This is a genomic window from Chitinophaga sp., assembly GCF_036569185.1.
GTDB lineage: Bacteria > Bacteroidota > Bacteroidia > Chitinophagales > Chitinophagaceae > Chitinophaga.
In genome coordinates this window covers 1-25,903 of the sequence record NZ_DATCRD010000149.1, presented here as the reverse complement: position 1 = coordinate 25,903, position 25,903 = coordinate 1, and the positions used below count along the sequence as shown (strand labels likewise).

General features: G+C 46.9%; 20 protein-coding genes and 1 tRNA gene. 12 read left to right on the top strand and 9 right to left on the bottom strand.

Going from position 1 to position 25,903, the window contains the following annotated elements:
• The first annotated feature begins 306 nt into the window (after nucleotides 1-306).
• The 4 genes from VIM72_RS10555 (at nucleotide 307) to VIM72_RS10540 (ending at nucleotide 8,663) form a co-directional block, all read left to right on the top strand.
• On the top strand, nucleotides 307-3,057 hold the full coding sequence (locus tag VIM72_RS10555; RefSeq protein ID WP_332002798.1) for a ligand-binding sensor domain-containing protein: 2,751 nt from the start codon (nucleotides 307-309) through the stop codon (nucleotides 3,055-3,057).
• Nucleotides 3,058-3,157: 100 nt separating this feature from the next.
• Entirely contained in the window at nucleotides 3,158-3,733 is a 576-nt protein-coding gene (locus tag VIM72_RS10550) for an RNA polymerase sigma factor (RefSeq protein ID WP_332002797.1), read from the top strand.
• Between the two features lie 215 nt (nucleotides 3,734-3,948).
• A complete protein-coding gene (locus tag VIM72_RS10545; RefSeq protein WP_332002796.1) occupies nucleotides 3,949-5,604 on the top strand; it encodes a hypothetical protein in 1,656 nt (551 codons plus the stop codon).
• A 230-nt stretch (nucleotides 5,605-5,834) separates the two neighbouring features.
• A complete protein-coding gene (locus tag VIM72_RS10540; protein WP_332002795.1) occupies nucleotides 5,835-8,663 on the top strand; it encodes a sugar-binding domain-containing protein in 2,829 nt (942 codons plus the stop codon).
• Nucleotides 8,664-8,900: 237 nt separating this feature from the next.
• On the opposite strand, the gene VIM72_RS10535 is transcribed toward VIM72_RS10540, so the two are convergent.
• Together VIM72_RS10535 and VIM72_RS10530 are read right to left on the bottom strand one after the other, a co-directional pair.
• Nucleotides 8,901-9,308 (bottom strand): hypothetical protein, encoded by a 408-nt coding sequence (locus VIM72_RS10535; RefSeq protein ID WP_332002794.1) that lies wholly within the window; start codon nucleotides 9,306-9,308, stop codon nucleotides 8,901-8,903.
• A 65-nt stretch (nucleotides 9,309-9,373) separates the two neighbouring features.
• Nucleotides 9,374-9,446, bottom strand: a tRNA-Lys gene (locus tag VIM72_RS10530).
• Between the two features lie 87 nt (nucleotides 9,447-9,533).
• Here VIM72_RS10530 and VIM72_RS10525 point away from each other — a divergent pair.
• Complete coding sequence (locus VIM72_RS10525; RefSeq protein ID WP_332002793.1) at nucleotides 9,534-10,013, top strand: hypothetical protein; 480 nt, start codon at nucleotides 9,534-9,536, stop codon at nucleotides 10,011-10,013.
• A gap of 58 nt (nucleotides 10,014-10,071) precedes the next feature.
• Here the strand turns inward: VIM72_RS10525 and rluF are convergent, their stop codons facing one another.
• On the bottom strand, nucleotides 10,072-10,821 hold the full coding sequence (rluF, locus tag VIM72_RS10520; protein ID WP_332002792.1) for a 23S rRNA pseudouridine(2604) synthase RluF: 750 nt from the start codon (nucleotides 10,819-10,821) through the stop codon (nucleotides 10,072-10,074).
• A gap of 110 nt (nucleotides 10,822-10,931) precedes the next feature.
• Between rluF and VIM72_RS10515 the strand changes: the two genes are divergently transcribed.
• Nucleotides 10,932-12,878, top strand: a complete 1,947-nt coding sequence (locus tag VIM72_RS10515; RefSeq protein WP_332002791.1) for a lectin-like domain-containing protein — start codon at nucleotides 10,932-10,934, stop codon at nucleotides 12,876-12,878.
• 128 nt (nucleotides 12,879-13,006) lie between these two features.
• Here VIM72_RS10515 and VIM72_RS10510 read toward each other — a convergent pair whose 3' ends face one another.
• The 3 genes from VIM72_RS10510 to VIM72_RS10500 form a co-directional block, all read right to left on the bottom strand.
• Nucleotides 13,007-14,089, bottom strand: a complete 1,083-nt coding sequence (locus VIM72_RS10510; RefSeq protein WP_332002790.1) for a 3-oxoacyl-ACP synthase III family protein — start codon at nucleotides 14,087-14,089, stop codon at nucleotides 13,007-13,009.
• Nucleotides 14,090-14,243: 154 nt separating this feature from the next.
• Nucleotides 14,244-15,251, bottom strand: a complete 1,008-nt coding sequence (locus VIM72_RS10505; RefSeq protein ID WP_332002789.1) for an LLM class flavin-dependent oxidoreductase — start codon at nucleotides 15,249-15,251, stop codon at nucleotides 14,244-14,246.
• Nucleotides 15,252-15,312: 61 nt separating this feature from the next.
• The gene (locus VIM72_RS10500) at nucleotides 15,313-16,068 is read right to left on the bottom strand and encodes a type 1 glutamine amidotransferase domain-containing protein (protein ID WP_332002788.1); all 756 of its coding nucleotides are present in this window, start codon (nucleotides 16,066-16,068) and stop codon (nucleotides 15,313-15,315) included.
• Between the two features lie 69 nt (nucleotides 16,069-16,137).
• Here VIM72_RS10500 and VIM72_RS10495 point away from each other — a divergent pair, with 69 nt between their 5' ends.
• Both VIM72_RS10495 and VIM72_RS10490 read left to right on the top strand, forming a co-directional pair.
• Nucleotides 16,138-16,725, top strand: coding sequence for a Crp/Fnr family transcriptional regulator (locus VIM72_RS10495; protein WP_332002787.1), 588 nt, complete (start codon nucleotides 16,138-16,140; stop codon nucleotides 16,723-16,725).
• Between the two features lie 99 nt (nucleotides 16,726-16,824).
• Nucleotides 16,825-17,214 carry a RidA family protein gene (locus VIM72_RS10490; RefSeq protein ID WP_332002786.1) on the top strand — a complete coding sequence of 130 codons (390 nt, stop codon included), beginning with the start codon at nucleotides 16,825-16,827 and terminating at the stop codon, nucleotides 17,212-17,214.
• Nucleotides 17,215-17,257: 43 nt separating this feature from the next.
• Here VIM72_RS10490 and VIM72_RS10485 read toward each other — a convergent pair whose 3' ends face one another.
• The 3 genes from VIM72_RS10485 to VIM72_RS10475 all read right to left on the bottom strand — a co-directional run bounded on the left by VIM72_RS10485 (nucleotide 17,258) and on the right by VIM72_RS10475 (nucleotide 21,182).
• Entirely contained in the window at nucleotides 17,258-18,358 is a 1,101-nt protein-coding gene (locus VIM72_RS10485; protein WP_332002785.1) for a glycosyltransferase, read from the bottom strand.
• A gap of 246 nt (nucleotides 18,359-18,604) precedes the next feature.
• A complete protein-coding gene (locus tag VIM72_RS10480) occupies nucleotides 18,605-19,792 on the bottom strand; it encodes a M20 family metallopeptidase (RefSeq protein WP_332002784.1) in 1,188 nt (395 codons plus the stop codon).
• A 64-nt stretch (nucleotides 19,793-19,856) separates the two neighbouring features.
• On the bottom strand, nucleotides 19,857-21,182 hold the full coding sequence (locus tag VIM72_RS10475) for a sugar MFS transporter (protein WP_332002783.1): 1,326 nt from the start codon (nucleotides 21,180-21,182) through the stop codon (nucleotides 19,857-19,859).
• Nucleotides 21,183-21,451: 269 nt separating this feature from the next.
• On the opposite strand from VIM72_RS10475, the gene VIM72_RS10470 reads away from it, so the two are divergent.
• The 4 genes from VIM72_RS10470 to VIM72_RS10455 form a co-directional block, all read left to right on the top strand.
• On the top strand, nucleotides 21,452-21,973 hold the full coding sequence (locus VIM72_RS10470) for a DinB family protein (RefSeq protein ID WP_332002782.1): 522 nt from the start codon (nucleotides 21,452-21,454) through the stop codon (nucleotides 21,971-21,973).
• 353 nt (nucleotides 21,974-22,326) lie between these two features.
• Nucleotides 22,327-22,878 (top strand): gluconate 2-dehydrogenase subunit 3 family protein, encoded by a 552-nt coding sequence (locus VIM72_RS10465; RefSeq protein ID WP_332002781.1) that lies wholly within the window; start codon nucleotides 22,327-22,329, stop codon nucleotides 22,876-22,878.
• Between the two features lie 11 nt (nucleotides 22,879-22,889).
• Nucleotides 22,890-24,599: a GMC family oxidoreductase gene (locus tag VIM72_RS10460; protein WP_332002780.1), complete on the top strand. Its 1,710-nt coding sequence runs from the start codon at nucleotides 22,890-22,892 to the stop codon at nucleotides 24,597-24,599.
• A gap of 134 nt (nucleotides 24,600-24,733) precedes the next feature.
• A partial coding sequence (locus VIM72_RS10455; RefSeq protein ID WP_332002779.1) for a hypothetical protein occupies nucleotides 24,734-25,903 on the top strand: 1,170 nt, incomplete at its 3' end.

The following is a 25,903-nucleotide window of genomic DNA, read 5'->3' as shown; positions in this document are numbered from 1 at the left end:
CCTGATACGTGGATTCGTGGAATGACAAATGTAGGCGGGCTTATCATTAAATGTTGGGAAACTACCCCAACAATACTACGTCATTTGCCGTAAATGCCTATTTTTATAGTAAAAGACACTACTACAATACTACTACATCAGTGGATTGGGGAATGTAATATGAATAGGATCTTACTTAATATACTGCTTTTTTCCGGGTTGTTGCCAACATGCGCTGATACCGTTTCTGCGCAAAACGGATGTGGCCTTCCGGCGGTTGTCAACTACACCAAGTTTAATTATCATGGTGGCAGTCAGAACTGGGACATGGGACAAGATAAGCAGGGAGTAATGTATTTTGCCAACAATGAAGGGCTGCTGAGTTTTGACGGAAGTCACTGGAAGCTGTACCCATTACCCAACAGTACTGTCATATGGTCGCTTGCTGTGAGTGACGACGGGAAAATTTATGTGGGCGGGCAGGATGAGATAGGGTACTTCTCTCCTGATGCAAATGGTATACTGACTTACACTTCTTTAAAAGATAATATCCCTGAGCAACACAAAAAATTTGCTGATATATGGCATATCGCCATCATGGGGGGCAGGATCTTTTTCCAGGCCGATAGCCGCATCTTTGAGTATAACGGTAAATCGATCCGGGTATACCCTTCCAATTCGCAATGGCTTTTCATAGGGCGTGCCGGGGAGCATATTTATGCTTCAGACCGCATGGAAGGGCTATTACATTTTGATAAAAACCAGTGGGCGCCTGTTACAGAAGGAAAGAAACTGGCAGGCATATACATTGCAGGCATCATTCCAATGGGCAAAGACAGCATCTTCATCGTGAGCCGTACAAACGGTATCTTCCTGCTGCACAACGGCTCGATCAGTACAGCGTCTTGTAATCCTCCCCATCATCTCTACATCAACGCTGCGGCGAAGATCAATGATACGGAACTGATGCTGGCCACCTCTTCCGGTGGATGCCAGGTAGTTAATATAAGGAGTAATGTGTGGCAAAGCTATTCCAACGACCAGGGCCTTCAGAACAACAATGCCCTCAGCGTGTTTAAAGATGCCAGCAATAATTTATGGACAGGGCTCAACAGTGGCATCAGTTATATCAACTACAACTCCGCCATCCGGTACCTGCAGGTGGGCAAAGCTAACAACCTTCCCGGCTATTCCACTTCCATATTCAATAACAGGTTATATGTAGCCACTTCCAACGGGCTGTACAGCGCTCCGGTGACCAACAATAATGATATACATGTTACCAGGGATGATTTTTCCCTGGTAAAAAATACAGAGAACCGCGAAGCCTGGAATCTTGCGGAGATGAACGGGCATTTACTGCTTGGCAATGACAACGGGAGTTACGACATAACAGGAACGGAAGCCAGGCAGCTTTCCGGGGATGCAGGCAGCTGGTACTTCCTTCCGCTTTCTTCCGTTTATCCTGTGCAGGATATCATAGTAGGTACTTATTATGGTCTGAAACGGCTCCGGTATGAAGGCAATAGTTTTCATGATGAAGGTAAAATAGAAGGCACTCCCGACTCTTACCGCTTTATGGCCCTGGATACCAATGGGGATATCTGGGCTTCTCATCCCTATCGGGGCGTTTACCGGGTGAGCTTATCGCAGGACAGGAAAAAATATTCCTTCCATCTATACACTGCCAGCGATGGCCTTCCTTCTACCTTAAATAACTTTGTTTTCAAAATAAAAAATCAAATCATCTTTGCTACCGCCGGGGGGCTTTACGAGTTTAACCCGTCCTCTCAAAAATTTTCACCTTCCAGGTTTCTTTCTGCCGTTTTTGGCAATATGAAAGTACGGTACCTGACGGAAGACAAAGAAGGTAACATATGGTTCTGTAATGAGAAAGGAACGGGAGTGGTGCATTTTTCTGCTGCCGACACGGCAGGTATGCCTAAGGTCACTTATTTTCCGGAGCTGGCCGGCCAGCTCCTTCCGAAGTTTGAAAACATTTATCCCTATAACCGGGAGAATGTATTTATTGGCTCAGAAAAAGGATTGATCCATCTCGACTATCAGCGATATACCTCCACCCAGCAGCGTATTACTGTACGGCTGGGAATAGTGAAGATCACCGGTAAAACCGATAGCACCATCTACGGTGGCTACCAGGGCGGGTATCCTGCCACTGCTGCCGAAGGCAGCAACAGGGAAATACCGGAGTTATCATCAGCTTCCAACGCTTTTCATTTTGAGTACAGCTCTCCGGTATATGATTTCCAGCAAAATATTACATACAGCTATCAACTGGAAGGGTATGATAATGACTGGTCTTCCTGGGATAGTAAAACCGAAAAGGACTATACGAACCTGTCGAACGGCAGATACACTTTTAAAGTAAAAGCGCGTGACTACCAGCATAATGAGTCCCCGGTAATGTCTTATACCTTTATTATAAAGGCGCCCTGGTATAAAACCACCTGGGCAATACTTGGCTATATAGCTGTTTTAGCCGGCCTGGTATTTATGATACGCAGGTACCTGAAATATAAGCTGCTGCTGCAACAACAAAAGTTTGAAGAAGAACAGAAGAAGCTCAAATATATCCATCACCTGGAGCTGGAAAAAAATGAAAAGGAGATCATCAAGCTTCAAAACGAAAAACTGGAGCAGGAAGTATTACTGAAGAAAAAAGAACTGGCCAACACCAGTATGCACCTGATGGAGAAATCGGATACCTTAACCAAAATAAAAGAACGGGTATCCCGCCTCAGTGAAACAAATGATATTAAAAGTATCACTGACCTTATTAAAGATGCCGAAAAGATCAATGCCAACTGGGAAGTGTTTGCCGCTCATTTTGATGAGTTGAATGATGATTTCCTGAACAAATTAAAAAAACAATACCCGCAGCTGACCACCTCTGATTTAAAGGTATGCGCTTATATTAAACTGAATCTGACTACAAAGGAAATATCGCAGCTGCTGAATATTACGGTAAGGGGTGTAGAAGTAAGCCGGTACCGGATAAGGAAAAAGATAGGCCTGCCAACGGAGCAATCGTTCAGTACCTTTTTTAACCAGATATAAAATGAAAGTGCCGGGCATTTATTCTCTCTCCCACCGCTAAAAACTAGAGATTATGAAATTTTTATTTTAGTTTGCGCGATAGGAAAATCAAACAGGAAAATTGCCGGCCACTACACTTATAGAAGAACAGGCGCTGCTCACGCTTATTCAAGATGGAGATCCAAAGGCATTGGAACATATTTGTCTGAATTTTTTTGGGCAGCTTAGTTACTATGCCTTTAAGTTAGTTAATGACGCAGCAGCAGCGAAAGATATCGCTTCAGATATTCTTGCAAAAACCGTTGAACAACCCAAACGCTTTGATACTTTCCTGCACTTAAAAAATCATCTTTTTTTTGCCACGCGCCATGCCAGCTTCCGTTGGCTGGGACAGCTTTCCCTGAATGAACTTCAGCTGATGGGAGATGATTACGACTGGCAGTCGGATGTGGAGCAGGCCCGGGCCAGGGTAATTGCTGCGGTAAATGAGCAGATTAACTTACTTCCGAAAGGCTGCGCGGAAGTTTTTACAATGATCTACTTTGAAGGGAGAGACACTGCAGAGGTGGCGAAGATGCTTCGTATCAATACTAAAACAGTACTTAACCAGCAGCAAACTGCGGTGAAATTGTTGAGGGCAGCGCTGCTGAAACAAGGGTTGATGGCTCTTTTTGTGCTTTTCTGGGGCGAGCTGTAAATCGCTACCGGCTATCCGGAAAGTAGCAGCAATGAGCCATACTAAGCCGCAACCGCGTGCCGCTACTGTGCCGGAAGCCGCGAGCTGAAAAGAAAATCATATAGCATAAAAACGAACATCTCATTAGCCAGCTAATTGGCTACGCAGATACATTACGCTTCCCGTAATTATAATTGTTCTTTATAGTATTATTTGTTAACCTTAATAATTATCCCATGATCATTCAAAACATAGCGGCGCTGCAGGCTATTACTTCTCCTGTTTCAAATGAAATCTATGAAGTCTTAAGTTACTACTCCCCGGGAGACAATGGAGGAGGGACATTCTACTGGGATAGCCTTTCTACTGAAACGCACAATGGTGGCACTATCTTCACGGGGGCTCCGGCCACCGGCAGATGGAAAAGGTCTTATACCACATTCATTGATTTAAGATGGTTTGGCGTTAAAGACGGAATTGATTGCTCCTCTTCTCTGACCGCTGCATTATCTCTCTCCGACATGGTAATACTGGAAGATAAAACTTTCACAACGACCAATACAGTAGTCATACCATCCAACAAGCATTTATGTGGCAAAGGGGCGGTTATTTCTTCCACGGCCAATCCTATTCTGTCTGTTCTACCTTCATCCGAGAGGATAGAAATTACGGGGCTTTCTATTACTGGCAATGGAAACAATACTGCCATTGAAATAACCGGTAATTATTCCAATTCGTATAATTCAACAGCAAAGGCATGCGATCTCACTTTTTTGAGGGTAACCCAATGCGCGCTAAGCCTGAAGCTCACCAATGCACGGAAAATAAACCTGATTTCATGTGAATTTTATTCCAAATCGGGTATCTATTACTACGACAGAACAGCAGAAGTTAACATAGATAACTGCTTTATTGTTTCTGACAGCAGTACTGCAAGCGACTTCGGATTAAAAGTAGAAGCTAACCCTGCAAGTTCTCCGCAAATACCTGAAGGGCTGTCTGTTTCCAATACGATGTTCTATTTGTTCCCGGTTAATTTGTGGATCACTGACCTGTTCATTGGCATGTTCACCTCCTGTTATTTTGATGCTACCAACAGGGATCAGAATATACGTATGGAATATGGAATAAAGAATGAGGGTGTATTGTTCAACAACTGCTGGTTCTTTAACAAAGGCATCAGCTATACACCCGTGGCTCCCGCTGCTCCGAAACTTTTCAGATCATCCGTCAGCAACTGTTATTTCCAGGCACAATCAGGAATATCTGTTAATATCCAGCCCATGTCTCATGAGATAGCCATTTCTTCCTGCAGATTTACGGGGTCTACAACAGGTACACAGGTAGGAATGTTATGCGCGAATAATAATAACAATATATCTCTTTCTGACTGTAATTTTTCCTATTATGAGAGTGTGGCGCAATTTAAAGGAGCAGGGCAGTATAATACATTATCGGGCATTGTATGTAACGGGCTTACGACGCCTTATTATTTTGAGTATCCCGTAAATGTCTCCAATGCGGAAGGTATGTCACGAAGCTTTCAAAATACTATTTCCCAGGGATACAGCTTCCCCGCTGCCGGAAATATTTCAAGCATCACCGGCATTTTTCATGGTGGCGTCTACAAGATAACGCTCAGTGGAGCACTAACAATAAGCCACGCCGGTTTTGTTCTTCTCAACCTGCCGACCGGGGCCCTGGTATTGGATGGTGTTTATCGTCACCTGGACTTATCCAGTAACCCGGTTGAAATATCCTGGCTGGTACAAATGGCCGATTATGGAGTAAGTGGAACTATTTCAGTTCTATCAGAAACGCTTGGTAATGGAGCCGCCGGCAGTTTTTCTAATTCTTATTTCAACTATTTTTCGATAGTCCGACTGAGTTAACTTGTTTCCAGTTTTGAACATTGCGCTATAAAGCCGCATAAATCATCCGGTTTATGCGGCTTTATTCCGGGGCTGATTACTCACTCCCACTTTAATATAACCAGATTATCCATTTTTTTCCGCAAATAATCCATCAGTACAAAATTTATTAAAATTAACTTTAACCCTGACTTTTTGCCAAAGCATTCTCATAGATGAACAGTTACATGATGAAAATTTTACTACAACCAATGCTGTCATTTTTATTGGTATTCTCCCTTTTTTCTACAACAGCAGCACAACAAAAAATTGACATTTCGGGCAACTGGGACTTCCAGGTAGACTCGCTCGACAAAGGAATTACCGGCAAATGGTTTAATCATCAGTTAAAAGACCATATTAAACTTCCCGGATCAATGACTACGAATGGAAAAGGCGATGAAGTTTCGGTAAATACTCCCTGGACCGGCAACATTATTGACAAATCCTGGTTCACAAGTAATGAATATGCCAGGTACAGGCAACCGGGAAATATTAAAATACCCTTTTGGCTGCAACCGGCAAAGTATTATAAAGGCGCCGCATGGTATCAAAAAACAATAAATATTCCTGCTTCCTGGAACAACAAATATATACAGCTCTTTATAGAAAGAAGCCATTGGGAAACTACTGTATGGATAGATGATGTGGAGATAGGTATGGAAAACAGCCTGGGCACAGCACAGGTATTTGAGCCAGGAAACAAATTACAGCCAGGTATACACCGCTTAACAATCAGGGTCGACAACAGGATAAAAAATATACAGGTAGGAAATGATGCGCATAGTGTATCCGATCATACACAAACCAACTGGAACGGGATGGTGGGAGAATTGAGCCTCAGGGCCAGGCCACGCGTTTTTATTGGGGGGGTGCAGCTGTATCCCGATATTAAAAACAAACTGGTACTTGCAAAAATCCTGGTTAAGAACACATCAGGTACTCAGCAGGTAGTTTCATTAAACCTCGCTGCTATTCCCGGTAAACCAGGCGTAATAAAACCAATGCCCCTGACGCAGGAAGTAACGCTTTCTGAAAAAGAGAAAACTATAGAAATTGCTTATCCTATGGGAAGCAACCCCTTGCTATGGAATGAATTTCACCCGGACTTATATGAAATGCAGGTAACCCTGAATAAACAGAAACAGGGTGATGCAGACCGCCAGCATATATCTTTCGGGATGCGCGATTTTAAAGCAAAGGGCACCCAGTTTGCCATCAATGACACGCTTACGTTTTTACGCGGTACATTAGATTGCGCGGCTTTCCCAAAAACAGGTTATCCGCCCACTGATGTAGCCACCTGGATAAAGCAATTCAAAACGATAAAGGCTTATGGATTGAATCATATAAGATTTCATTCCTGGTGCCCACCCGAAGCGGCATTTACCGCTGCAGACAGACTCGGTATTTATTTACAGGTGGAATGTTCCGCATGGGCAAGCGGATTTAATACTGCTGTAATTGGCGATGATCTGCCTATAGATAAATACGTTTACGAGGAAAGCGAAAAAATGGTGAAAGCATATGGCAATCATCCCTCTTTTGTAATGATGACCTATGGCAATGAACCCGGTGGAGAAAAACAGACCCAATACCTGGTGGGCTTTGTCAATTACTGGAAAGCCAAAGATGCAAGAAGGGTTTATACTACCGCAGCCGGCTGGCCAGTAAATGACGCCAGTGATTATCACAATACACCAGACCCAAGAATCCAGGGATGGGGCCAGGGCTTGTCAAGTATCATCAACAAGGAGGCGCCGCGATCCGACTATGACTGGACCCATATTATCTCAAAATGGAACCGTCCTGTTGTTAGCCATGAAATTGGCCAGTGGTGCGTATATCCCAATTTCAGGGAAATGAAAAAATATGATGGTATATTAAAACCGAAGAACTTTGAAATCTTCAGAGATAAGTTACAGGAAAATGGCCTGCTGCAGTTAGCCGACAGTTTTTTCATGGCTTCCGGGAAACTACAGGCACTTTGCTATAAAGCTGATATTGAAGCCGCCCTGCGCACTCCTGGATTCGGTGGTTTTCAACTGCTGGGCTTAAATGATTTCCCTGGCCAGGGAACAGCGCTTGTAGGTGTATTAGATCCGTTCTGGGAACCCAAACCTTATATTACTGCTGCGGGGTTTAAACAATTCTGCTCGCCGGTAGTACTTCTGGCCAGGTTGCCAAAAATGATTTACACCAACAACGAAGAACTCCTTGTTCCGCTGGAAATCGCTAATTTCAGCAATGCTCCTATAAAGAACACCTTAATTACATGGCGTATTGAGTCTGAAAACGGAGATCTGTTGTTTGATGGCAGCTTTAAAAAAGAAGCTATTGAAATAGGAAATGGAATTAAGGTAGATACCATACGGCAGGTTCTCGGAGCTGTAAAAAAAGCGCAACGTCTTGTTTTGAAGGCAAAGGTAGGAACTTATACAAATACATGGGATATTTTCGTTTATCCCAAAGCACTACCGGAAACACCAGGGGAAGTACTTATAACCCAAACCCTGGATGCCAATGCTATTGAAAAGCTGAAGCAAGGGGGAAAGGTATTGCTGACATTAAATAAAGGGTCGGTTAAGCCTGAAATGGGTGGCGATATCAAAACCGGTTTCTCCTCCATATTCTGGAATACTGCATGGACAGGTAAGCAACCTCCTGTCACCTTAGGTATTTTATGCGATCCCAAACATCCTGCACTCGCGGATTTCCCTACTCAATATCATAGCAACTGGCAATGGTGGGACGCCATCAATCATTCAAGCGCAATTAAGCTGGAAGTCCTGGCGAAGGACCTCTCTCCCATTGTAAGGGTGATTGACGATTGGGTAACCGCCCGTTCCCTGGGCCTGATCTTTGAATGCAACATAGGAAAAGGCAGGCTCCTTGTTTCGGCAATAGATCTTCTTACCGACCAGGACAAGCGCCCGGAGGCCCGCCAGTTGCTTTACAGCCTCGGGAAATATATGAGCGGAACACAGTTCAAACCAACGCATGCCCTGCAACTGGCACAAATACAGCAATTGTATAATTAAAAAGAACGGCTGGATACCACACAGTTTAAAATAGCCGAAGATTGGTCTTAAGGCGCATAGCGAAGCCTCTTAAACTCTTTTTATGACAGATTTACAAGAATTGGCGTCCTCTGCTGGCGGTAGCCCAGATGCTTTTAGGAAATTTTAGCGAGTACCTGGTCTCTGCGGTTCGATAAAGTACCACTCACTTCAATCGCCTCTATACCAAAATCGCCGATCCAATCATAGAGCAAATCATTAACCAGGCGTCTGAGTTTTGGCAGATCTGTCTGATGGCCCGGTATCAAATCCGGTTCTTCTATGGGGAACAAATACCAAAAGGTCGATTCCGGCAATTACTGTTTGAGCTGTTTCAAATAGCTCCTGAATATTTCTACCAGGGTCAATAACATGCAGATAGGATAAGATATCAATGACACATCTATCAAATATCACATTGCTTCCGCTTTTGGAAACCAGTTTGGCAGCATAATTAAACTGTTCAATAAAATCCTCAGGAATAGGATTTTCCGAAAATTCATACCCTGACATCGCCAGTTGATGATATGGCTCCGCTTCAAGTGTATACCCTGGAAGGTTCTCCAGAAGTTCTTCCGTCAATGTGGTCTTACCTACATTGTGAGCGCCGCATACCGCAATTCTCATATTTTCGTTCGGTTTGTGGAATACGACAAAATAAAACAGGTTCGCAATGCGAACCTGTCTCTCCGTGATCCCCTTGGGACTCGAACCCAAGACCCATACATTAAAAGTGTATTGCTCTACCAACTGAGCTAGGGAATCCTTTACTGTTAAGGGCTGCAAAGATAATAATCCCACTTTAACCGCCAAATTTTTTTTCAGGAAAAATAAAATAACTTCAACATCACTATGAAAAAGTACTTAGCAATTTTATTGTTGACCTGTTCCTGCAGCACACCAGCCACCTCCTACACCTACTACCGCGGAGCAGATGGGCAACTCAAAGTCCAGGAACATACTGAAACCGGCTATGGCTCGCCTCTCCACGCCAAAAGGAAAAAACGGGCCATACAACCTACCATCACTTTTATGGAGGCTGTAAAAGAATACCGCCGCACCTTTCATCATTTTCCGCAGGACTTATGGAACCTGCAAAATATGAACGATAAAAGCCGTAGCGCATTTAAAGACATGAAAGCAACAGGGTTCACCGATCTGCAATTGCAGTATGTTTATCTTGATTCATTTGTGGTGGCTTTTGTACATCAACCGGTGTATACGCTGGCAAATAAAAACAGCCTTCTTTCAGGAACAGCTGTGAACGGCAGGTTTATTTTTACCTATAATGCCAAAGATTCTTCTTTCTTGTATGTAAAGAAACTGGATTAAATAAATAAACCGCCTGCTCATTACTGCATGGCGGCTTATCATTATCTGTTAACATAGATTATTCATCCATGCCATCCTGGTAGTTATTGGCGCCTTTCTCCGTTTTGCTGCTGTTGGCAACAAGGGCGTTGATATTACTGATCTCTTCTTTGGTGAAATACCGCCAGCTGCCGGGCGCCAGGTCTTTCAAGGTCATATTCATGATCCGTATGCGTTTCAGCGTGGTTACTTCATATCCCAAAGCTTCGCACATACGGCGGATCTGCCGGTTAAGCCCCTGGGTTAATATAATGCGGAAACGGTTTGGCCCTTCCTGCTGAACAAAACATTTCTGTGTCATTACACCCAGGATACGTACGCCACTGCGCATATTCTTAACAAATTCCAGGTCTATAGGTTTATCAACGGTAACAATGTATTCCTTTTCATGCTGGTTGCCGGCCCGCAGGATCTTGTTTACAATATCCCCGTCGTTGGTAAGGAATATTAATCCTTCGGAACGCTTATCCAGCCGTCCGATGGGAAATATCCGGGATGGAAAGTTCACATAGTCGATAATGTTCGTTTTATCTTTCAGATCAGTGGTACAGGTAATACCTTTAGGTTTATTGAGCGCTATATACACGGTCGATTTCTTCTTTTTCAGCGGTTCCCCATCTATCTCTACCACATCGCCGTCTTTTACGCGGTTACCTTTGGAGGCAATATTATCGTTGATCGTAACACGGCCCTGTTCAATATATTTGTCCGCCTCCCTCCTGCTGCAGAAGCCCGTTTCACTGATATATTTATTAACGCTGATATCCATATGGCTGCAAATTACTTAAAAACCCAATGCCGTCAATAATTATGCTTTGATGTTAAAAATCAAGAATGTAACTTGTTACAGGCAATTTGTCACGCTGCCCGGTCCCTGATATGAAAAGATTACTATGCCTGATCACCGGCCTGTTATTGCTCAGTAGCTCTTCCCTGACGGGCCAAACGTTGTTGCCATATATCCTCAACGGGGCCGCCACCCAGCGTACCTGTAACTGCTATGTGCTCACTCCCGACCAGCAAACTACCAGCGGTACGGTATGGAACAAAAATAAAATCAACCTCCACCAGTCTTTTAATTATGTTTTTGATGTGAACCTGGGTTGTAAAGATGCTACCGGCGCAGATGGCATTGGCTTCATCCTGCAAACCAAAGGCACCAATCTCGGCGCTACCGGCCAGGGCATCGGTTTTAAGGGCATCTCCCCTTCTTTGGGGATTATCATTGATACGTACCAGAACAACGACGAAAACGATCCGCCATATGATCATATCGCCATTCAGATGAATGGTATCACGGATCACAGCGATCCTGCGGGCAACCTTACCACACCGGTAACAGCGCTGGCCGGAAGCGACAATATTGAAGACTGTAACTGGCATCTTTTCCGTATCCGCTGGGACGCTGCTGCACAGCATATGGAAGTAAGCGTGGATAATGTGCTGCGACTTACACTGGATAAAGATATTGTAAACGATATTTTCGGCGGCGATCCCAACGTATTCTGGGGCTTTGCCGGATCCACCGGCGGCAGCTCCAACAAGCAGGAGTTCTGCGCCGCCCTGCGCCCGGAATTTAACTTCAATCCCGGGCAGATCTTCTGCGATGGCACACCCATCTCCTTCCGGGACAATTCCAGCTCCTTCGGATCTATCACCCGTTGGTGGTGGGATCTGGGAGATGGGACCCAGTCCACTGCACCGTTGCCGCCCGCTCACGTATACCCCGCGGCAGGACAGTATGAAGTAAAGCTGGTGATCGAAGATAACAGCGGCTGCATGTCGGATACCCTGAAGGCGCCCTTTACCGTGGGGGCGTACCCGGTAGTGGACTTCGGCCCCGATCCGCTATGTATTACCGGGAAAATGCAGATGGAAGATCGTACTACCATCGCCGTTGGCACTGCCGAAAAATGGGAATGGAACTGGGGCAACGGTACCACTACTACCGGCCCCCAACCCACTGCCCCCTACACCACGCCGGGACCCAGGCAAATACAGCTCTCGGTCACCTCAGCACAAGGTTGTGCCGGTACCGCCACTAAAACAATTCTTGTGAGCAATACGCCGCAGGTAAGCGGCAACGGTGAAGATGTATGCCTGGGCACAGCCACTGCATTTGAAGGCTTCAACCTTACACCGGCTACTCCGCTAAGCCAGTGGCACTGGGACTTAGGCGGAGGGAACACATTGCAACAGCAACAGGGCAGCTTCCGCTTCGCAGATACCGGCTACTACCGGGTAAGCCTATACGCTGTCAGCAACGATGGCTGTATATCGCCCCAGGTGGAAGTTCCTGTAAGGGTTACTGCTGTATTCGCGCGCGCCGGCAAAGATACCATAGTAGCCAGCGGCCAGCCACTCCAGTTACAGGCGGAATGGCTGAACCCGCGCGTCCGTTATACCTGGTCGCCGGTGACGGGCCTCAATGATCCCTACATTGCCAACCCGGTTGCCATATTGCAGAAAGACCAGACCTTCCGCCTTACCCTCACTTCCCCGGAAGGTTGCGAGGATCACGATGATGTAAACATCAAAGTATACGAGGGACCGGAATTCTATGTTCCCAATGCCTTCACACCCAACAACGACGGGCGTAACGATATTTTCAGGGTGATTGCCGCGGGTGTGCCCAAACTGGATTTCTTTTGCATATGGAACCGCTGGGGACAGGAAATTTTCCGCAGCGCCAGTCTCCCCGGCGGTTGGGACGGTACCTGGAACGGACAACCTGCTCCTGCCGCCACCTATATATGGATGGTGCAGGGCGTGGATTATACAGGACGCCGCTTTAGCAGGAAAGGCACGGTTACGCTTATACGGTAACGGTTTCTGCAACCAAAGCAAGGCAAGCTACGGTTACACTTATACGGTAACAGTATCCGTAGTAAGGCAAGCTACGGTTACGGTTATACGGTAACCCGCAGCTACAGTAAAAGTTATAACGATAATGCCTACACGCGGTAACAGATCGCATTGATATTCATACCAGCTCCTACGGAGGCAAACAGGATCACATCGCCGGCATGCACTTCCTGGTTGGCAATATGCCCCTTGCGTACCATGTCATATAAAGTGGGCACAGTGGCTACAGAGCTGTTGCCAAGTTCGTGGATATTCATAGGCATAATATCCGCAGGCGCTTCCTTGATACCATACAGTGAATAAAAAGCCCTGATGATGGCAATATCCATCTTCTCATTGGCCTGGTGAATAAAGATCTTCTTTACATCAGCAATATTAATTCCACCGGCATCCAGGCAGGCTTTCATGGCTTCAGGCACATGCTTCAATGCAAATTCATATACCTTGCGCCCCTGCATCTTCACATAACGTATACGCGGATCCGCTTCAGGAGCATAGGATTTGCCGATACAAATATAGTTGAGCTCTTCTGTTACATACGATTGCGCACTGGTGCTGATCACCCCTGCCGCGCCTTCTTTATCATCAAAAGCTTCTACAATCACGGCGCCTGCACCGTCGCTGAAAATCATGCTGTCGCGGTCATAACGGTCAATCACCCGGCTCAGCGTTTCTGTGCCAACTACCAGGCACTTCTTTGCCAGTCCTGCTTTAAAGAACGCATCTGCCTGTATAAAGCCCTGGATCCAGCCGGGACAGCCAAACAAAATATCATATGGAATACACGCCGGGTTCCTGATCCCCAATGCCTGCTTTACCCTGGAAGCCAGTGATGGCACTGCATCCGACTGTATCGTATCCGTAAGTATATTACCAAAGTTATGGGCCACTATGATCTGGTCCAGTGTTTCCGGATCAACACCAGCGTCTTTGATGGCTGCTGCTGCCGCAGCCACGGCCATTTCTGTAGCATTCATGTCCAGGTCGGCATACCTGCGCTCGCAGATCCCCGTTACCTCCCCAAATTTGCGGATAATCACCGCCGCCTCATATGGGATCTTCTCTCCCCGGTCACTGTAAAAATCCTGCTGCAAAAAATCACTGTTCTTTATTTTGTTGGCAGGAATAAAACTACCAGTACCGGTAATAACTGTTCTCATTGCATTAACCATAACGTGTCGTTTTTTAAAGCTGCCACCTGACAACCTTTCTCCTAAAGATACAATAAAAACCGTGCCTTCCTGGTCCTGTCGCTGTCTTCATCTCCCAAAAACAAAAATGGCACTGTTAAAAACAGCGCCATCATTTATGTTATCTTCATTGATATTACAAAGTATCCACTACTCCTTTCAATAATTCGTACGACCGTAACCGTTTGTCCTGGTAGTAAATATGCGTGGTAGCCATCAGTTCATCCACCTGTGTTTCTTCTATGAAACGCTGCAAACCAGTTTTAACGGTATCTGTACTACCTACAAAAGAATACACCAGCATCTGTTGTGCCTGCGCCTTTTCATATTCATTCCACACACCTTCCATGCTGTCGATCGGAGGGCCCAGTCGGCGACGATTCCCGCGTATTATTCCCAGGAACAGCTGGTAGAGAGATGTAGCCAGCCGGTTCGCTTCCGCATCGGTGTCTGCAGCAATTACATTCACGCAGGCCATGGTATGGGGAGCCGATAAAAATTCAGAGGGCTTGAAATGCTGCCGGTATATTTTCAGTGCGGCATGCAGTTGTGCGGGTGCAAAATGACTGGCAAACGCATAGGGCAATCCCATGGCGGCGGCCAGGTAAGCGCTGTCGGTACTGGAGCCCAGTATCCAGATGGGAATATCCAGTCCTTCGCCGGGTATAGCCCTTACAGCGCTGGTGTGATTATCAAACGATAAGTATTGTTGCAGTTCCTGTACCTGTTCGGGGAAATCGTAACCGGCCCCAAGCCTGTCGCGGCGCAGGGCCCTTGCTGTTACCTGGTCGGTGCCAGGCGCACGCCCAAGCCCCAGGTCTATCCGGTCGGGATACAGCGAGGCCAGGGTGCCAAACTGCTCTGCCACCACCAACGGGGCATGATTCGGAAGCATAATACCGCCTGATCCTACCCGGATGGTGCTGGTGCCACCGGCAATATATCCCAGTAATACGGCCGTGGCGGAACTCGCCACGCTCACCATATTGTGGTGCTCAGCCATCCAGAACCGCTTATATCCCAGCTTCTCAACATGTTGCGCCAGCTGCAGGCTGTTCCGGAATGCATCTGCAGGCGTACTTCCTTCCGTTACCGGCGCCAGGTCTAATACTGACAACGGCCGTCTTAATCCTTGCTTACTCATGGGTACAAATTTACTATAATGCGACCAACGGACACCAGGCGATATACTTTAGGTAAGCAGCCTAAGCATGCGTGAGCATATCAATGAAGGCAGCCGAAAAATGATAAACATCGCCCGGCCAGCGGGCAGAAAGGTAGTTCCGGTCCCGTACAATGAAACCACGCTCCGGGTGATGTGCATCATCTCTCCGCAATGGTAGCGGGCCACGGACGAACTGTGCAGGGCTTGCCAGCGCGGCCGTTACTTCGGCCTGCACCGTTACCGGGTAGGTAAGATAATAGTCTTTCAGCCACCAACGGGTAAGCTGATAAGCCATCCGCTCCTGGGTGGCCAACAGGGCGGTAGTTTTGTAGGAATGCAACACGGAAAAACCCGTTTGCAGGTTTTTGCTGCGCGCGGCCAGTACTGTACCATGACAAATAGCTGCCACCGGCTTCCCTTCCGTAAAAAAGCGGGCCACCACCTGCTGTAATAAAGCCGATTCCAGATAGGGAATAACGCCTTTGTCGTGCCCCCCGGGCAACAGCAACGCATCATACGCCTCCGCCCGGATCTCTGTATATTTTAATGGCGTACAGAAGGATTCACTGTTCGACATCCGGTGATAAGCCATCACAGCATCTTCCCTGGCCTGCAACAACCATTTCCATATGCCCAGTCCTTCTCCCCTCAATACCCGCAGATCGGCCATACCGCTATAACCGCCCGGTGTGGCAAATTGCACGTCGTACCCTTTTGCCGATAGCAGCAACCAGGGTATAGCTGTTTCTGTAGGATCAAAACCATAATCGGGCAGTGGCACCAGCACCTTCTTCATGCAGGAAGTTTTAATGCAGGAAAGGAAGATAACAAAAATACTTAATTTCAGGCCTTCATAAATCCGGCCATGCTCCATGATATCGAAGAAAAACTACGTGCGCATATAGAAAAAATAGTACCGCTTACCGACCAGGAATTTGAATTTATATCCGGTCATTTCACGGTGAAAAACTATAAAAAACGGGAGCTGATCATCCAAAGCGGGGAAAGCGTACCATATCTTTATTTTGTGATTTCAGGGTTGTTAATGCTATCTCATAACGACGACCAGGGGAAACAGCATATTGTTTCCTTTGCCATGGAAGACTGGTGGGAAACGGATACCCTGGCCTGGTTCACGCAAACGAAAGCCTCCATGTCGTTGCAATGCCTGGAAGATACCATAGTATATTGCCTTTCTCTGCCACAATACAGAGCGCTGTGCGCAGGTATCCGGAAGATGGAACATTTCTTCCTGGAAAAATCAAATGCGGGTCATATCGGCGCGCAGCGCCGCATCTTATCTTTCTTAACTTCCAATGCAAAAGAGCGATATGAGCAACTGCTCAAACGTTATCCATCACTGTACCAGAGAGTATCAAAAACATTGCTGGCAGCTTATCTTGGCGTATCCCGCGAAACCCTCAGCAGGCTTTATCACTCTTCGGGAAAGTGATGTTTGTCACACAAAAAATAATGCATTGTGCTCATCTTTGCAGTGTACAATTTTTTAATCACACCGTGCCTGCAGCGCTACGAATAACAAAACAACAACATGGAAAAAAGAATGATCAATCCCTGGCAATGGCAGGATGAGCGAAGCTATGTGCAGGCCGTTGAAGTAAAGAAAGTAGAAAGTACACTTTATTGCGCAGGCCAGGCGGCTGTAGAAGCTGATGGAACATCAAGTACCGCCGATATGAAAACCCAGATGTTATTGGCGCTTCAAAACCTGGAACGTGTGATCAGCGAAGCTGGTTACCAATGCGGGAATATTGTGCGGTTAAACATTTACACCACTTCTTCTGAAGAATTTTTCAGCTGCTTTGATATATTCCAGGCCTGGATTGCAAAGCATGGCATTAAACAGGCCACTACTTTATTCGAAGTGAAAACGCTCTTTGAAACATTGAAGGTTGAATTCGAAGCAACCGCCGTAAAATAAAATAAAAGCCCGGTATGATCGCCGGGCTCTTTTTTATAATTAGTTATAGGAAGATGAGTAACGATAGTAAAATAAGATAGATCACCAGCTTGATGATTCTCCACCGGTTGGTGCGGAAGTGACGGGGCCGCGTAAAATCAACATTGATACGCCGCATAAAATAACCTGCATAACCGCGCCCTACCAGGGTTTTAAGCATTCCCCATTCATTACTGCACCGCAGTAGGGTCATATAATAAGCTACTTTCAGATCACGGTAACCCATACCCGCAGCTCTTATATAATTAATCCCCATATCTATTAAAGGAATGGCTGCTAAAAGGATCAGCCATTTCTGCCAGCTAAGAAATATAAAGAACAAAGGCGCACATAATAAAGCCAGCAGCAAGCCTTCTACAGGATTGGGAAACGCATACCAGTTAAACGCTTTAAACCTGGGCAGCAGCATGGCCATGCCCGCACCATAACGGGTAAAACGATCGTAATGCGGCTGTCCGTTATTCCACCAGGGATGCGTAACACGCGCTTCTTTCACACAGGTGAATTGCGCATCATGCAGCATGCTTATCCTGGCCCCGAGGTCAATATCCTCTCCCCCGCCAATGGCCGACAGCTCCGGCGAAAACCGCAGGTCCTGCAAAGCGCTGCGCTTAAATATAATGTTTGCTGTTACGCCCCATTTAAACTGCTCCTTCTTCCTGGCAATGGTAAAAATACTGGTAAGCCCCGCGGCATCCAGCGCGCGTGTAAAGGCATTTACAGGAGCCGGGAAATCTGTTAATCCTATAAAACCGATTGCAACCGGTTGCGCTTTGATAGCATCTGCATAACGGAACAACAAATCATCATCTGCCACAATATCATCATCCAGGAATAAGATCCAGTTTCCACTCCCTGCTTCGATTCCTGTGTTACGGGTTTCGCCCGGGCCCCTGTTTTCAGGATTGATAAATAATTGTATGACGCCCTCCTGCGCCAGGCGTTGTAACTCCGCGCCGGGCTTCACATTTGGGTTATCTGCAATAATATAATAATTGAATTTCCAACCGCCGGGCTTAGGCAAATGAATCAATGGAAGCAAATATTGCTCATCCAGCCGGAAGGTGGGAATGATGATATCAATAGAATCTGTAATCCCTGACATAGGGCGCGAAGATAAATAAGATTTATTTCTTATCTGCGGTGATATGCATAAATAAAGGGGTGGCAAGACTACCTCCCCTTTAATATTTTAACCATATCCTATGAAAAACCTGATACAAAGATATATTCATGGCCGTTAGTAGCCCACCTTATTTTGTGAACGCATCATTATTCCCCGTGAATGCATGAAATTAACCGGCCTTAACCGGTGATTAACAAAATAATAAGGGTGTAGCCAACGCTTCCATTAATTACCCAATGTTTTCAGCGCGAGATAAGACATCAGGCCAGCACCGGTTTCCAGCGCTTTTTCATCCGCATCAAACGTAGCGGTGTGCAAACCGGATACAATACCCCGGTTTTCATTGCGTACGCCCAGGCGATAAAAACAGGCATCAGCCACCTGGGAATAGGAGGCAAAATCTTCCGCCGCCATCCAGATGTCCAGGTCTTCCACCAGTTCTTCTCCCAGGTAATCCACCGCATGCCCCCTGCTGGCTGCGGTGAGCTTATCTTCGTTGATCAGCACAGGATATCCTCTTTCTATTTTAATATCGCAGGAGCCTTCCATGCTTTCTGCTATGGAGATGGCCATTTTTTTAATTTTCTCATGCGCCGCACTGCGCCAGGTTTCGTCCAGCGAGCGGAAAGTGCCTTCGAGCTTCACTTCATCGGGGATCACGTTACTGGCACCGTTGGCATGCATTTTTCCGAAGGTGAGCACGGAAGGCAGTAAGGGGTTGGCCCGTCGACTTACAATCTGCTGCAGCGCTATTACCATATGGCAGGCAATCACCACCGGGTCAATGCCCAGGTGCGGCATGGCTCCATGCCCGCCCTTTCCTCTTACTGTAATGGAGATCTCGTCGTTGCTGGCCATATAGCGCCCGGAACGGAAGCCTACCTTGCCTACCGGTAGCTCCGGCATCACATGCTGGCCCAGGATATGATGCGGCCTGGGGTTTTCCAGCACCCCCGCCTTGATCATCAGGCTGGCTCCGCCGGGGATCACTTCTTCCGCCGGCTGGAAAATAAACTTCACCGTTCCGGAAAACTCGTTCTTCATCCGGCTCAGGATGCCCGCTACCCCCAGTAATGACGCGGTATGCACATCGTGCCCGCAGGCATGCATAACACCCTGGTGCTGCGAACGGTAGGGCACTTCGTTCAACTCTACAATAGGCAGGGCATCAATATCGGCCCGCAGGGCCACTACTTTATCAGATGGCCCGCCACCTCCCTGCAATAAAGCAACAATACCGGTATCAGCCATTCTTTCATAAGGGATCCCCAGGGAATGCAACCGGTTTTCAATAAAAGCAGCCGTCTGGTATTCCTGGTATGAAAGCTCTGGATGACTATGCAGATGGCGACGGTTGGCCGTGGCCTCCTCCAGCAGTCCGCTGGCTAATTGCCGGATTCTTTCTTTAAGCATGTAGAAGTCTTTTATAAACTTCAAGTATACAATTTTTTATCCGGTCGAACCGCATCAGGGCATATCACTGCCTGCTCCAGCTTCTTAGCTTATACCCATAAAACGCGTAGAAAATCAGGTAGAGATAGCAGGGGAACAATACCCAGTAAGCCAGCCGTACATTGCAGGCATCTGCCACCAGCCCGTATACCACCGGCAACATGGCATTGCCGCATAAGCCCATGATCATTACAGACGCCCCCAGTTTGGTAAACCGTCCCAATCCATCCAATGCCAGCGGCCATATACCCGCCCATACCAGGGAATTGGCGAATCCAAGCAATACCACGAACCAAATGGAAATATCCGTTACATGCCCAAGGAACCTCACTTCCCCGTGCAGGTATATGATGCCCAGCGTAAATAAGGCGCCGAGAACGGTGCACACTCTCAGGGCATTGGCCTGGCTGATCACCCGCGGGATCAGCAATATACCCAGGAGGTAGCCGCAAATGGTTACGAATAATGTATAGGAAGGAAATGTTTTTGCTTCCAGCAAAGGGATATGCATGGAGCCGGCATAACCGATAATGGTGTCGATGGCCACTACCTGCGTGCCTACGTGTAAAAATATTGCCAGCGCCCCGAGGATCAGGTGGGGAAACTGGAAGATGCTGGTTTTACCGGCATTGGCGCTGGCCACCTCCGCATCTTCGTGCTCTGTGTCAATTTCCGGCAAAGGTGATAAACGCACCAGGCAACCCAATCCAAATAATACTACCGCCACTACGCCATAAGGCACTATCACCCTCCTGATCAGCGCATCCAGCACAGCGCTGCGTGCATCGCCGGTCATATGGGCCAGTTCTTTGAACAGGTCGCCATCCGTGGCTTTCAGTATCACCGCCGCAAAGATCAGCGGCGCCACAATGCCCGCTCCCTTGTTGCAGATGCCCATAATGCTGATACGCGCAGCCGCGCTCTCTTTAGGCCCCAGGATAGTGATATACGGGTTCGCCGCCGTTTGCAGTACGGCCAGCCCCAGGCCAATGATAAACAGCCCTGCCAGGAAAACCTCGTAGGTACGCGTATATGCCGCAGGTATAAAGATCAACGCTCCCATCGACATCACCCAGAACCCTACCATCATTCCCTTCTTGAAACCCACTGCCTTCAGCAGGTAGGATGCCGGAACGGACATAAAAAAATAGGAGATATAAAAAGCAAAAGCTACCAGGTACGACTGGAAATTGCTCAGTTCACAGGCAATCTTAAAATAGGGTATCAGAATGGCATTCACCCAGGTTACAAACCCGAATACAAAAAACAATAAACCTACAATGAGTATCGATATTACGGTATCCCGCCGGCTAAGGGATCCTGCTGTTACAGTAGCTGTTTGTTGTTTCATGCTTAGTTATTTTGTTACTCCAATCGCTTTGCTATGGCCACTGCGTGGGTGATGGCGCAATATCTGGCCGGCATACCCGGTACTTACAGGGCGGGCATTTGCCGGCAATGCAGCCATGGCGATAAAGATAATGTATTGACTTATCCGGTTATTTTTTTTCACTGAGAACGTTACCGGTGTTTTTTTCTCACTTGCATATGAGAACGCATCAATATCCTGAAATCATTATATTTGGCTGCTCAACCAATAATAACTCCAATACAACTGCTATGAGAATTATTTTCGTACTCCCGTTCCTGTTAATATCCTTTTCGGGTTACAGTCAAACCGCTACCACCAGATCCATACTGCTAAACCAGTTACGTAGCACCCATAATAAAGCCGAATGGTTTGTACCGGTGAATACGGCCATAGAAGGGCTTACACCGGAACAGGCCAATTGGAAAGACAGCAGCGGCAATCACTCCATTGCGCAACTGGTAACTCATCTTACTTTCTGGAATCTCGACCAACTGGAAAAGTTTAAAGGGAAAGAAAAGTCGGCCTTCAACGGTAACAACGACGATACCTTTACACCAGCTACAGCGGCGCAATGGGAAGCTTCCGTGAAGCGGATCGACAGTGTGCTTACCGCCTGGGAAACAATCATTGAACAGGCAGATGAAACAAAGCTGTCAACACAATACACCACCATTGCCAATATCAGTGCGCACAATGCTTATCATATTGGCCAGATCCTCTATATCCGTAAACTACGAGGCAACTGGAATCCCGAAAAAGGGGTGAAATAAAACCGGTTCCCGGTTTAATGCCCGCCGGCGCTCAGTGTTGCCGGCGGGAAATAACACTCCCGTTGGCACTCACTGCCCAACGGTACATTCACCCCAGATGCCGGCAGGAAATAATGCTCCCGGTGGTACATCCACTCCCCTGTGCCGGCGAAAACCATTTCTTCCGCAGCACTACCTGCATGATAATACCTCCGCTCCCTACCGGTCGCCACAAAAACATTGTGAAAACTCCCGGATTCCTTTATATTTAATCCCTGTTTCCGGCGGGAACGCACGGAAATGTGGATTTTGCAGTTTATTAAGACTAAAATAATGTCGATCAATTCCCGTTTTGTTACAAAAAATTCCGATCAATGACAGTGACCAGAAGAGCAGCGCTCAGACAGCTGCTGTATGTTTCAGCAGGTATGGCTCTATTGCCGGCATGTTTGCAGCATACCAGCAGAACATCCCTAACATTAAAGAATATTGCGGTAGACGGCGACCAGGAAAAAATGCTGGCTGAGCTCGTGGAAACAATTATCCCCGCCACCACCACACCAGGCGCAAAAGAATTGTCCGCCCACCTGTTTACTCTTATCATGATGGATGATTGCTACCAAAAAGAAGACCAGCAGAAATGGCTCAGTGGCATGAAAGCATTCGAACAGGCCGGTAAAAAATTAAACGGGCATAGCTTCGTTGACAGTACGCCGGCGCAACGGGAAGCCCTGCTTAAAACCTTCGAAGACGCTAAAGACGATAAGGGTGACGCTGCTTTTTTCTATCGCGCTACCAAACGCCTCACCATCCAGGCGTATACCAGCTCTAAATATTTCCTTACCAAAGTAAATGTCTATGAACTGGTACCTGCACGGTACCACGGTTGCGTACCACTGAAACCCATTACCAGGAAGCTTGCCTAACTATTAATTGTATGAGTAAAGATAATACCAGCCTGCAAAACCGTACGTTCGACGCCATAGTTATCGGCTCCGGCATCAGCGGCGGATGGGCGGCAAAAGAATTCACGGAAAAAGGATTGAAAACACTGGTGCTGGAAAGAGGCCGTGATGTAAAACACCTGAAAGACTATCCCACTACCAGCCAGTTTCCCTGGGAATTTCCCCACCGCGGCCAGATACCGGAGGCCATCAAAGCCGCCAACCCGGTGATCAGCCGCTGCTACGCCTATAAGGAAGATGCCATGCACTTCTTCGTGAAAGATACGGAGCATCCTTATGGCCAGCCTAAACCGTTCGACTGGATCAGGGGATACCAGGTAGGTGGGAAATCACTGATGTGGGCCAGGCAAACACAGCGCTGGAGCGACTTCGACTTTGAAGGCCCTGCCCGCGACGGATTCGCCACCGACTGGCCTATCCGTTATAAAGACATCGCCCCCTGGTACAGCTACGTGGAAAAATTTGTGGGCATATCCGGGAACAAAGACGGTTTACCACACCTTCCCGATGGAGAATTCCTGCCACCCCTGGAGCTTTCCTGTGTAGAAAACTATTTCAAGGATTTTGTAAAAAATAATTATACAGACCGGCAGGTGATCTACGCCCGTTGCGCCCACTTAACGCAACCGCAGCAGATCCACCTGGACCAGGGCCGCGGGAAATGCCAGAACAGGGTGCTTTGCCAGCGTGGATGCCCGTTTGGCGGCTATTTCAGCAGCAACTCCTCCACTATTCCATGGGCGGAAAAAACCGGCAACCTTACCCTGCGTCCTTTTTCCGTAGTACATTCCATCATCTATGATGAACAAAAAGGAAAAGCCACCGGCGTGCGCGTGGTGGATACCAATACCAAAGAAATGATGGAGTACTATGCAAAGGTGATTTTCGTAAACGCTGCCGCAGTAAATACCAATGCGGTATTGCTGAACTCCACCTCCCACCGCTTCCCTAACGGACTAGGCAACGACAGCGGCGTACTCGGCAAATACTTTGCCTTTCATAATTATCGCGGCCATATCAGCGGGCAGTATGAAGGATTCAAAGATTCCACCACAGATGGCCGTCGCCCTACCAGCGCCTACCTTCCACGATTCCGCAATGTGCACAAACAGGAAACCGATTTCCTCCGCGGATACGCAGCAGGATTTTCCGCCGGCAGAGGCTCGCACACCAATACCGACGGGTTTGGCAAGAGTCTGAAAGACCAACTGTTTAACAGTGAAACAGGCTCCTGGTATGTTGGCTCCCACATGATGGGAGAAACAATCCCGAAAGAGATCAGCACCGTTACACTGGATACGCAAAAGAAAGATGAATGGGGCATTCCGCAGATCAATATCAACGTAGACTATGATGATAATGATGAAAAAATGCTGAAAGATTTCTTTGAGCAGATGACCGAAATGTATACCAAAGCAGGGTTCACCAATATACATACCAGCGACTCCAAACAGGCGCCCGGACTGGATATCCACGAGATGGGCGGGGTGCGTATGGGTAAAGACCCTAAAACATCCATGCTGAATAAATGGAACCAGATGCACGCATGTAACAACGTATTTGTGACCGATGGAGCTTGTATGACGTCCACGTCTACACAGAATCCGTCGCTTACCTATATGGCGCTCACAGCGAGAGCAGTGGATTACGCAGTTCAGCAATTGAAAAAGGGAGAGATATAAACAATTAACATACTTTTCATGAAGACCTGTTACAGATTTGTAACAGGTCTTTTTTTCTGCCGGATCAAATTAAAATGTTATTTTGGTAATCGTATAAACCCTGTATTTTTGTTTTCTTTTTAAAACCTATACATATGAAATTCATCCAGTTACCTGGCCTGTTATTGGCCTGTTTATTAACCTTGTGCAGCTTTCATTCCCAGGCCCAGGTTCGTGGCACTTTTGTAGTGAATGGCGATATTGACAAATATTACCCGGTGGTATTTACTGACACGGCGTGGAATTATAATGAGGCTTCTGAGCTTCAGATAGGACGCTCCAGCGTGCACCAGGATGGTGCCAATAGCTGGAAAGGCAGTATTATTGCCACATTCAGGTATCATACCGCCAACTGGGGAAACGGTTCTAATTTTATTGAGGCAGATATCCGGCAATACATTAACCCTGCAATGCCATTCAATAAATTTGTGGCCGGTTGGAAAGATGCAACTTCAGTAAATATTTCAAAGATTATTATTATCTGGCTAAGAGGTAACACCAGCTATAACTATAGCTCCCGTTATAACGATAAGGTAGCCGTATACGATGGCACTCCTTCCGGTCCGCTCCCTTATACCGAGCCTCTCAGCAGTGTATCCCATACTTTTAAAACCGCTATCGATAGCTATGTAAACTCCAATGGAGTTACTCGCACAGGTAGTAGTTACAACCTGGGCGGGCTTAACTATTTTTCTGGGAATATAGGTATCGGCACATCCACTCCCACTGCAAAACTGGAAATTGCCGGAGCGCCAACATGGACTGCAAATGGCTGGGGAAAGGCGATCAAACTAACAACCGCTCAATCTATCGAACTGGAGGCCGGTGTCAGGAAATTTGGAATTGCCGCCAGCACTGATTCTCTGCTTTATTTCTTTTCTACTGATACAGACACCACGACACTCCCCGCAAGATATCACATGGTAATCACCAACACGGGCAATATAGGTATTGGCACAACAACACCCAATAACTACAAACTGGCTGTAGAAGGCGCCATCGGCGCACGCCGTATAAAAGTTACGCAGCAAGCCAACTGGGCCGACTTTGTTTTCCACCCGGAATACAAACTTCCTCCGTTACAGGAAGTAGAAAGCTTCATTACAAAAAATGGTCATCTGCCGGAAATCCCAACAGCAGCAGAAGTAAAAGAAAATGGCGTGGACGTTGGCGAGATGAATAAGCTCCTGTTACAAAAAGTAGAAGAGCTTACACTCTATCTTATTCAACAACAAAAAGAAATTGAATCATTGAAGCGCAGGATA

Bases quoted from the DNA above. Each gene is read 5' to 3' on its own strand.
- VIM72_RS10460 (WP_332002780.1), top strand. From the start codon at position 22,890: ATGAGTAAAGATAATACCAGCCTGCAAAACCGTACGTTCGACGCCATA.
- VIM72_RS10555 (WP_332002798.1), top strand. From the start codon at position 307: ATGGGACAAGATAAGCAGGGAGTAATGTATTTTGCCAACAATGAAGGG.
- VIM72_RS10480 (WP_332002784.1), bottom strand. From the start codon at position 19,792: ATGCTTAAAGAAAGAATCCGGCAATTAGCCAGCGGACTGCTGGAGGAG.
- VIM72_RS10490 (WP_332002786.1), top strand. From the start codon at position 16,825: ATGGAAAAAAGAATGATCAATCCCTGGCAATGGCAGGATGAGCGAAGC.
- VIM72_RS10465 (WP_332002781.1), top strand. From the start codon at position 22,327: ATGACAGTGACCAGAAGAGCAGCGCTCAGACAGCTGCTGTATGTTTCA.
- VIM72_RS10485 (WP_332002785.1), bottom strand. From the start codon at position 18,358: ATGTCAGGGATTACAGATTCTATTGATATCATCATTCCCACCTTCCGG.
- VIM72_RS10510 (WP_332002790.1), bottom strand. From the start codon at position 14,089: ATGGTTAATGCAATGAGAACAGTTATTACCGGTACTGGTAGTTTTATT.
- VIM72_RS10470 (WP_332002782.1), top strand. From the start codon at position 21,452: ATGAGAATTATTTTCGTACTCCCGTTCCTGTTAATATCCTTTTCGGGT.
- VIM72_RS10540 (WP_332002795.1), top strand. From the start codon at position 5,835: ATGCTGTCATTTTTATTGGTATTCTCCCTTTTTTCTACAACAGCAGCA.
- VIM72_RS10500 (WP_332002788.1), bottom strand. From the start codon at position 16,068: ATGAAGAAGGTGCTGGTGCCACTGCCCGATTATGGTTTTGATCCTACA.
- VIM72_RS10525 (WP_332002793.1), top strand. From the start codon at position 9,534: ATGAAAAAGTACTTAGCAATTTTATTGTTGACCTGTTCCTGCAGCACA.
- VIM72_RS10545 (WP_332002796.1), top strand. From the start codon at position 3,949: ATGATCATTCAAAACATAGCGGCGCTGCAGGCTATTACTTCTCCTGTT.
- VIM72_RS10535 (WP_332002794.1), bottom strand. From the start codon at position 9,308: ATGAGAATTGCGGTATGCGGCGCTCACAATGTAGGTAAGACCACATTG.
- VIM72_RS10495 (WP_332002787.1), top strand. From the start codon at position 16,138: ATGCTCCATGATATCGAAGAAAAACTACGTGCGCATATAGAAAAAATA.
- VIM72_RS10475 (WP_332002783.1), bottom strand. From the start codon at position 21,182: ATGAAACAACAAACAGCTACTGTAACAGCAGGATCCCTTAGCCGGCGG.
- VIM72_RS10515 (WP_332002791.1), top strand. From the start codon at position 10,932: ATGAAAAGATTACTATGCCTGATCACCGGCCTGTTATTGCTCAGTAGC.
- VIM72_RS10505 (WP_332002789.1), bottom strand. From the start codon at position 15,251: ATGAGTAAGCAAGGATTAAGACGGCCGTTGTCAGTATTAGACCTGGCG.
- rluF (WP_332002792.1), bottom strand. From the start codon at position 10,821: ATGGATATCAGCGTTAATAAATATATCAGTGAAACGGGCTTCTGCAGC.